Consider the following 275-nt stretch of genomic DNA (forward strand, 5'->3'; position numbering starts at 1 on the left):
AGCAGTTCCGAAAGATGGACCGTCAGCAGGTATTACGATGGCAACGGCACTTATTTCTGCACTAACAGGTATTCCTGTAAGTAAAGAAGTAGGTATGACAGGTGAAATTACACTTCGTGGTCGTGTATTACCAATTGGTGGCTTAAAAGAAAAAACATTAAGTGCTCACCGCGCAGGCTTAACAAAAATTATTTTGCCAGCAGAAAACGAGAAAGATTTAGATGATATTCCAGAGAGCGTAAAAGAAAACCTTACGTTTGTGCTTGCATCTCATT

At 40.0% G+C, this 275-nt stretch carries 1 protein-coding gene; it reads left to right on the forward strand.

Going from position 1 to position 275, the window contains the following annotated elements; translation table 11 throughout:
- Nucleotides 1–275, forward strand: a 275-nt coding sequence (locus SB717_RS35610) for a S16 family serine protease (RefSeq protein ID WP_410907660.1), incomplete at both ends; no start/stop codon positions are given.

The sequence above is a fragment of the Priestia sp. SIMBA_032 genome, from assembly GCF_046535215.1.
In the GTDB taxonomy this organism is placed as follows: domain Bacteria; phylum Bacillota; class Bacilli; order Bacillales; family Bacillaceae_H; genus Priestia; species Priestia aryabhattai.